This is a genomic window from Arsenicibacter sp. R0_47 (assembly GCF_057652235.1).
Genome location: NZ_JBYFCJ010000022.1, coordinates 118,476 through 125,061 on the forward strand (window position 1 = coordinate 118,476; position 6,586 = coordinate 125,061).

Below are 6,586 nucleotides of genomic sequence, written 5' to 3' on the forward strand. Positions count from 1 at the left end.
GACATCTTTCATTTAAGTGTGTATTACTAAATCAAAATAGAAAGAAATAAAAAAAAAGAAATCTGAAGGTAAAGGATTTAGCGACGACTCAATAAGTTTCATTCTAAATGAAACTTATTGAGTCCATTTACGCTTTTACTAAAACAGAAAAACAGATTTAGCATCAAGAATATGGCAGCGAAAACAACTCGGAAAAGATATCATCCAGATAAGTACATACAACTAACGACCGAACTTATAAACATTCTAAATTCAACACCTCACCTACGAGCTTCACGTGATGATTGGGATTTGGAAGGAGACTGGAGCCGCGCGGGAACAATGCATTTCATTGATGCAAAATACCAGTCTGATTTTCAGAGGTTTAAAGACTTTGATTGCCGAACTATAAAAATAGTTAACTTTAATAGACCCGCTGTACGTATGACCTTTAATTCCGTCCACAAATACAAACTCATTAAGCCCAAAGATTTCACTGACGAGAGTCGCCGAGAGTATATCAACGATTACATAAAATTATTAATAGATCATATCGAAAAGTTAAAGGAAAAACTGCACCAAATGAACACGGTTAAACGCCATGAGGCCGAAGTTAAGCTGAGAGAGATGCGTGAGGAGCTAAAAGAATGGAGCCACGCCAGAGATCACATTGAAGAATTCGATATGGTACTATCCAATTATCACCGCGAACATATCTATACCAATATCAACTGGAAATACGCGACTGGAGAATTAGAATTCGAAATTGGCCAGGAACACTTACTTACCACGACCTACGATAACCTGGGTAATATTACAACTGTAAAACATAACATCGTTTTTGTCGATTCGGTTGAAATCCTGCGCCAACACAATTATCAGAACAAAATCATTGACCGCTACCTGAAAAATTTCACGACTTACAGCCGCTTTAACAAAGACCGCCTTTATCTGCGTCCACGGGTTATTGAAAACAATTCAACTCTAAAAGAAAGCAACGCTACATAGAAGAAAACCAAACCGAAACTACAAAAGTACTGATTATAGACGCAGAACCGTTTTCCCTCAGTGCCCAGCAAAGCGGGGTAATTGTGACTTACACATGGGACTGGAAAGCACAGTGCCGGACTCAGAATCAGCCTCCCGTCAGTAATTCAGCGGTAGCAGTCAGTTCACTGACCGCTACATCCGGAGTGGCGTTTACCTACACGTTGCCGGGTAATTTGTTTGTTGATCCTGATGGGCAGCCACTCAGCTTTTCGCTGACGGGCTTGCCGGCGGGCGTCTCTTTCACAGGTACTCAACTTAGCGGAACACCCACGCAGGCAGGCGTTTATCCTTTACTGATACAGGCTTATGATCCATGGGGCGGAATAGCAACACGGAGTTTTGCGCTGACAGTGATTGTACCGCCGGCCTTAACGTTGCTGCCCCCCGAACTATGTTTGTGCTACAGGAGAGTTCTGGTTTAATACTACAGGAGGTAACGGCACTGCGATTCAGTATTTTGCGGTCGGCATCAGTGGCTGGACAAGGGGGGTATCCAACATTCGTACGAAATATTCCATCAAAAAGATTTAAATTTCTGAATTACAGTATCTTATTTCATTAAATTTCTTTCTTTACAACTGCCGATTGTATTGTAACTACTTAGGTTGATTTTGTTAATAGACATGATAACCACCACTTTATACTGGGAGTGCATTTCTTGATCGAGATGAGTGTAGAATTTCTACTTCAAATAGTATGTCAATCAAAAGACCGTTAAAGAACCCTGTTAAAAACGTAGACTTTTTACTACAATCATTGAAGCGTATCAACCGTTTTTCTGATCGTTCTGAGAAGCACGTCGTTTACCATTTTTCTACGATTATCTATAGTGTACCCCATTCTCTGTACCACCATTTGGCCAAATGGTGGTACAGAGTGAGTATTCCGGCCTAAAGCAGGCCAGTTAATACGGCGATGACAAGCCATGTATTACGGCTATATCAGGCCAGCTGTGGATAAGTGTAAAAAGGCCCGTAGTTTGGCTGTGAGTCAGATTTTCCCTGACCCGCAGAGCAACTATGACTAACCAACGCTTACCCATGTATCAGATCCGACGTATTCTCCAACTCCTTCAGCAAGGCTACAGCAAGCGGGCCATTGCGGCCACATAGCCTTAGCCCGTTCAACAGTTGATCAATATCTGGCGACTATTGAGAGCCATTTTGACTCGCTGGAGTAGGCTCTCAGCTGGCAGGATGACCAACGCCACCGGTTATTCACTCAGCCCCTGACCCCAAAAGCTGATCGTATCGGTGATCTGTATGAGCGTTTCAACGACTTTGATATTCAACTCAATAAGCCCGGTGTAACCCGGTTTCAGCTTTGGTCGCTTTACAAGCAGCCTAATCCCGAGGGGCTTCAGTATTCCGCAGCGGCCTTTAGGTTTGAGGGCTGGTAAGATTCCAAGATTTGGGTAGCTTGCCAATGAATGAAAAACAGAGCAGGCTACCCTATCGCGCGGCAAGGTTAGCGGCCTATGGTCCGATTTAGGACCTGCTCTGTCTCTACTTGGCTGGTTCGAATAGAAATTTGGGACACTAGGCCCGTTAGCAAGGTATTGAGCACAAAACAAGTAGGCTTTCGGCAACTCTGGACTTGCAACAGTATAGTGGAGATTCTTTCAGGCGGCCATTGAGGAAGTGTAAAAATAAGATTCCTGTTGACTGGGTGTAAAGTAATTCAACACTGAATGTTTCCGTCGGCGGTTGTACCAACTCTCGATATACTCAAAAGTGGCCAACCGAGCCTCTGCCCGCGTGGCAAAGTAAGTATGATTGACCATCTCGCATTTGAGAGTCTTGAAAAAACTCTCGGCAACTGCATTATCCCAACAGTTTCCCTTCCGACTCATACTTTGCACCACCGGCAAGTCCTTCAGTTCATCCCTAAAATCCGTGCATGCATACTGGATGCCCCGGTCTGAATAAAACAGAAGCTGGCCACTTATTGCTCTGTTTGTGAGGGCTATACGCCAAGCAGCCACACTCGTCTCCATCGCTTTCATACTATCGCTCATAGCCCAACCAACCACTTTTCGGTCGGCCAGGTCTAAAATCACGGTTAAGTAAAGCCACCCCTGACCCGTGGCGATATAGGTGAGGTCTGAGACCCACTTTTGCCCTGGCTTATCAGCCGTAAACTCCCTGTTCAGCTCGTTTTTAGCCACGGGGTAGTAATGATTTGATTCTGTAGTCTGCACCCGAAACTTTTTATACATAATGCTGCGAATACCTGCCTTCTTCATCAGTCTGGCAATGCGGTTACGGGAGGCTTTCACCCCCTGCTCTCGGAGTTCATCCGCAATCCGGGGACTGCCGTACCGACCTTCGCTTTTGCCATGCACCCGTCGGATGTGGTTCACCAACTGATCCTGGTTTTGTTGTCTGGCCCCGACGGGATGCTTACGACAATAATAATAACCACTACTGCTGACATTCAACACTTTACACATCTCCTCAACGGGAAATAGCTTGGCGTTTTCCTTTATAAATCGGAATATTTCCCGTCGCTCCTGGAGAAGATGCTGACGGCCTTCTTTAATATATCGCGTTCCATCTGAGCTTCTCTGAGCTCTCGTTGCAGCCTTCTGATCTGTTGCTGTTCGTCAGAAAGAGTTGTATTGGCAGGCAGAATTCGATCGTTTTTTTTGTGGCGTTGTCTCCACTTGTTGATTCGTCCCGGATCGATGTTTAATTCGCGGGCAGCCTCTTGGATTGATCCTTTTACATACGATAACTCGACGGCCATTTCTTTGAACGCTTCGTCAAACACTCGTCTTTTAACCATAGTCAAATTGAAGTTTGTCCCCAAATCTGCCTAAAAAAGTCTCCAGTCAAATGTAGCAAGTTCAGTATCGACCTTGCCCGCCCATTTGCCTGCTCAGCAGCAGTGGGTCCGCGAGTGGTCAGCCGACTTTTTCCGCCAGCAGGCACAGGAAACCGGTCCATGGATGAGGAGCGCCATTGAACAGGTACTCAAACGACTGGAAGAACCTGTTCATGCCTACCCCCAACAGGTCTACCGATCCTGTGCCGGTATTCTGTCGCTGATGAAAAAAGTGGACCCTGACCGGCGGGAAAAAGACTGTGAGCGAGCCCTGTACTTTGGCAGTGTATCCTACAAAATCATCCGCGGCATCCTGGACAGTGAACTTGACCGGCTCCCCCTGCCACAGGCCACGACAACGACAATACCGGCTCACGAGAACATACGGGGAGCGGCTGCATATCAATAAGTTAATACTAAAACCAACGATCAAAAGTGAATAATCAGGCAACACTCGACCGCTTGAATACGCTCAAACTCACCGGAATGGCGACCCTATGGCCAACGCTGACGGGTTACCGGTCCATCAATGGCCTCCGCAGGAACAACTGCTGGCACGCCTGCTGGACGCAGAGTGGGACCGGGCTGCCGGCGCAGTATCGCCATCACCGGCGCACACAACTGGCTGTACAGCAGGCCCGTTTCCGGTACCATGCCTCGCTCGAAGAAATTCGTTACACACCAGAACGACAGCTGGATAAAAGCCTGATCCTGAGGCTGGCTGATCTGTCATTCATACAGAAGGGCGAGAATCTGTTGTTAACCGGTGCAACGGGCTGTGGTAAGAGTTATCTGGCGACCGCTTTCGGCTATCAGGCCTGTCTGAAAGGGTTCAGAGTAGGCTACTTCGCCTTGCCGAAACTGATTCAGGCACTGCATCTGGCCCGCGCCGACGGTTCGTTTGTTAAGGAGCTGGCCCGTCTGGAGCGGCTACACGTGCTAATCCTGGATGACTGGGGGCTGGCTCCGCTGGACATGGAGGCTAAACTGGCTCTGTTACAAATTATGGCGGCCGCCGCGCGGAGGACCGATATGGTCGTCACTCAACGATCATAACATCCCGCTTCCTGTTGCCCAGCGGTATGACTATCTGGCCGAACCAACAATCGCCGATGCTTTCCTTGACCGGCTCTTACATCAGGCACATCGAATTGAGTTGAAGGGAGAATCGCAACGAAAACAAACAAAAGAAAAATCAGTATAGAACGTACCTTTGTCTCCTCCTTTTGTACTTATCCACAGTGGCCTGATATGGCCGGAATGCGTGGCCTTCGATTGCCGAAATATATAGGTGAATGATGATCAAGCCATTGCCAACCAACTTAATGCCTTGTTTAAGAAGTATTTAAACTGGGGATTTGGCTTGTTATTTGGCTATTTACGCTTAGTGGGACATGGCTGGAACCATAAACGTGTGTACCGAATTTGCAAAGCCTCAGGCCTTAATTTGCGTAGTCCTATCAAACGAAAAGTTATCAAGCGAGAAAATCCTAATACATTGACAGCCAGTCAAGTAAATCAAGCCGGGCCGCCGGGCGGCTGGTCGTTAGACTTTCTAAGCGATGAAGTCATGGCAGAAAAGAAAACGCGCATTCTCAATGTCTTGGATGAATATAGCCGAAAGTGGCTGCTAGTAGTGGCTCAGGGCGCGTTTAAGGCCAAAAGGTTAGTAAGTTATCTAGAGCAGATGGTGGCTGCTCATGGTAAGCCTCAGTACATTCGTTGCGATAATGGGCCCGAAATGATCAGCGTTACCATGACTAAATTTGGCCTTAAACATGGTATTGAAATCCGTTATACTCAGCCAGGCAAGCCCATGCAAAATGGGCTAGTGGAACGGCTCAATGGTACGATCCGAAGCGAATGTTTAACTACAGGTCTTTCAAACGATCCATCAGGTTCAAGAAGCGTTGGATGTTTGCGGGGCGGCCCGTGCCGTGGCAGCGCTATAACTTCGAGAGACCTCACTCGGTCTTGAAGTATCAAACGCCTGACAGCATTTACCGGTCAGGTGCTCGATTCCAGCATTCAATGGTTACGCCTTAGGGGAGGAGGAATATGCTGCTCCCCAACTGTTGGCTCTTACGCAATTTGTGTGGCGATTCTTTTTTTCAGGTAGGTCTACCTGTTTATTTATGATTTGTTAGCAATAGGGTCTATTCAAAACCACATAAAGTGTGTAAGGACCAACAGTTGGGGAGCACCATATATGTCAGTTTAATAAAATATCATGCTCTCAAAAAATTAGTTCGAGTTTGCCATTCAATTACTTCTTGTAATAAAATATGCTCTAAGCGATAAACACGATTTCGAAGTTGAGTAAGTGTTTCAGTATATTGAAGTTGAGGAGCGGCTTCCTCTAGTAGTTTACTCATTTCAACATATCGCTCTGCTTCACGATCAAGATCACGCAAGCCTATCCAAGCCACTACGCTGGCCGCTCCTGTCCTTACCCCGTTCAGTGAGCCAGTTTTGATTAGAAATTAAGCCGCTTGCCGAAACTCAACAGGCGTCATGAACTTCAAAGCCTGATGCGGGCGTTCGGTATTGTACTCCACCAGCCACCCTTCTACCACCTGCCGTACCTGTCGGATACTCGTAAAAATGTGAGCATCTAGAACTTCTCGCCGAAATGTCCCGTTGAACCGTTCGATATAGGGTAGTTGCCAACATTCCGGGGAAATGTTTCATCAAAGAGAGTCAAGAGTCTAATAATCAGTTTTTTGATTGG

Annotated in this window: 8 protein-coding genes and 1 pseudogene; 6 read left to right on the top strand and 3 right to left on the bottom strand. The window is 46.6% G+C overall.

Going from position 1 to position 6,586, the window contains the following annotated elements; all coding sequences use genetic code 11:
• The first annotated feature begins 171 nt into the window (after window positions 1-171).
• Window positions 172-987, top strand: a complete 816-nt coding sequence (locus AC23NW_RS26575; protein WP_487453301.1) for a hypothetical protein — start codon at window positions 172-174, stop codon at window positions 985-987.
• Between the two features lie 83 nt (window positions 988-1,070).
• Window positions 1,071-1,451 (top strand): putative Ig domain-containing protein, encoded by a 381-nt coding sequence (locus tag AC23NW_RS26580; protein WP_487453302.1) that lies wholly within the window; start codon window positions 1,071-1,073, stop codon window positions 1,449-1,451.
• 1,199 nt (window positions 1,452-2,650) lie between these two features.
• Here AC23NW_RS26580 and AC23NW_RS26585 read toward each other — a convergent pair.
• Together AC23NW_RS26585 and AC23NW_RS26590 are read right to left on the bottom strand one after the other, a co-directional pair.
• Window positions 2,651-3,571, bottom strand: a complete 921-nt coding sequence (locus tag AC23NW_RS26585; RefSeq protein WP_487453317.1) for an IS3 family transposase — start codon at window positions 3,569-3,571, stop codon at window positions 2,651-2,653.
• Window positions 3,514-3,816, bottom strand: coding sequence for a transposase (locus tag AC23NW_RS26590; protein ID WP_487453303.1), 303 nt, complete (start codon window positions 3,814-3,816; stop codon window positions 3,514-3,516). Before AC23NW_RS26590 ends, AC23NW_RS26585 begins: the two co-directional genes overlap by 58 nt.
• 73 nt (window positions 3,817-3,889) lie before the next feature.
• Here AC23NW_RS26590 and AC23NW_RS26595 point away from each other — a divergent pair, with 73 nt between their 5' ends.
• The 4 genes from AC23NW_RS26595 to AC23NW_RS26610 all read left to right on the top strand — a co-directional run bounded on the left by AC23NW_RS26595 (window position 3,890) and on the right by AC23NW_RS26610 (window position 5,833).
• Window positions 3,890-4,264, top strand: coding sequence for a hypothetical protein (locus AC23NW_RS26595; RefSeq protein ID WP_487453305.1), 375 nt, complete (start codon window positions 3,890-3,892; stop codon window positions 4,262-4,264).
• A gap of 26 nt (window positions 4,265-4,290) precedes the next feature.
• Window positions 4,291-4,911, top strand: a complete 621-nt coding sequence (locus AC23NW_RS26600; RefSeq protein WP_487453306.1) for an ATP-binding protein — start codon at window positions 4,291-4,293, stop codon at window positions 4,909-4,911.
• A complete protein-coding gene (locus AC23NW_RS26605; RefSeq protein WP_487453307.1) occupies window positions 4,805-5,059 on the top strand; it encodes an ATP-binding protein in 255 nt (84 codons plus the stop codon). The genes AC23NW_RS26600 and AC23NW_RS26605 overlap by 107 nt, the downstream gene beginning before the upstream one ends.
• 87 nt (window positions 5,060-5,146) lie before the next feature.
• Window positions 5,147-5,833, top strand: coding sequence for a DDE-type integrase/transposase/recombinase (locus tag AC23NW_RS26610; protein WP_487453309.1), 687 nt, complete (start codon window positions 5,147-5,149; stop codon window positions 5,831-5,833).
• Between the two features lie 505 nt (window positions 5,834-6,338).
• On the opposite strand, the pseudogene AC23NW_RS26615 reads toward AC23NW_RS26610, so the two are convergent.
• A pseudogene (locus AC23NW_RS26615) lies at window positions 6,339-6,521 on the bottom strand (integrase core domain-containing protein); the annotation flags it as partial.
• Between the last annotated feature and the right edge of the window lie 65 nt (window positions 6,522-6,586).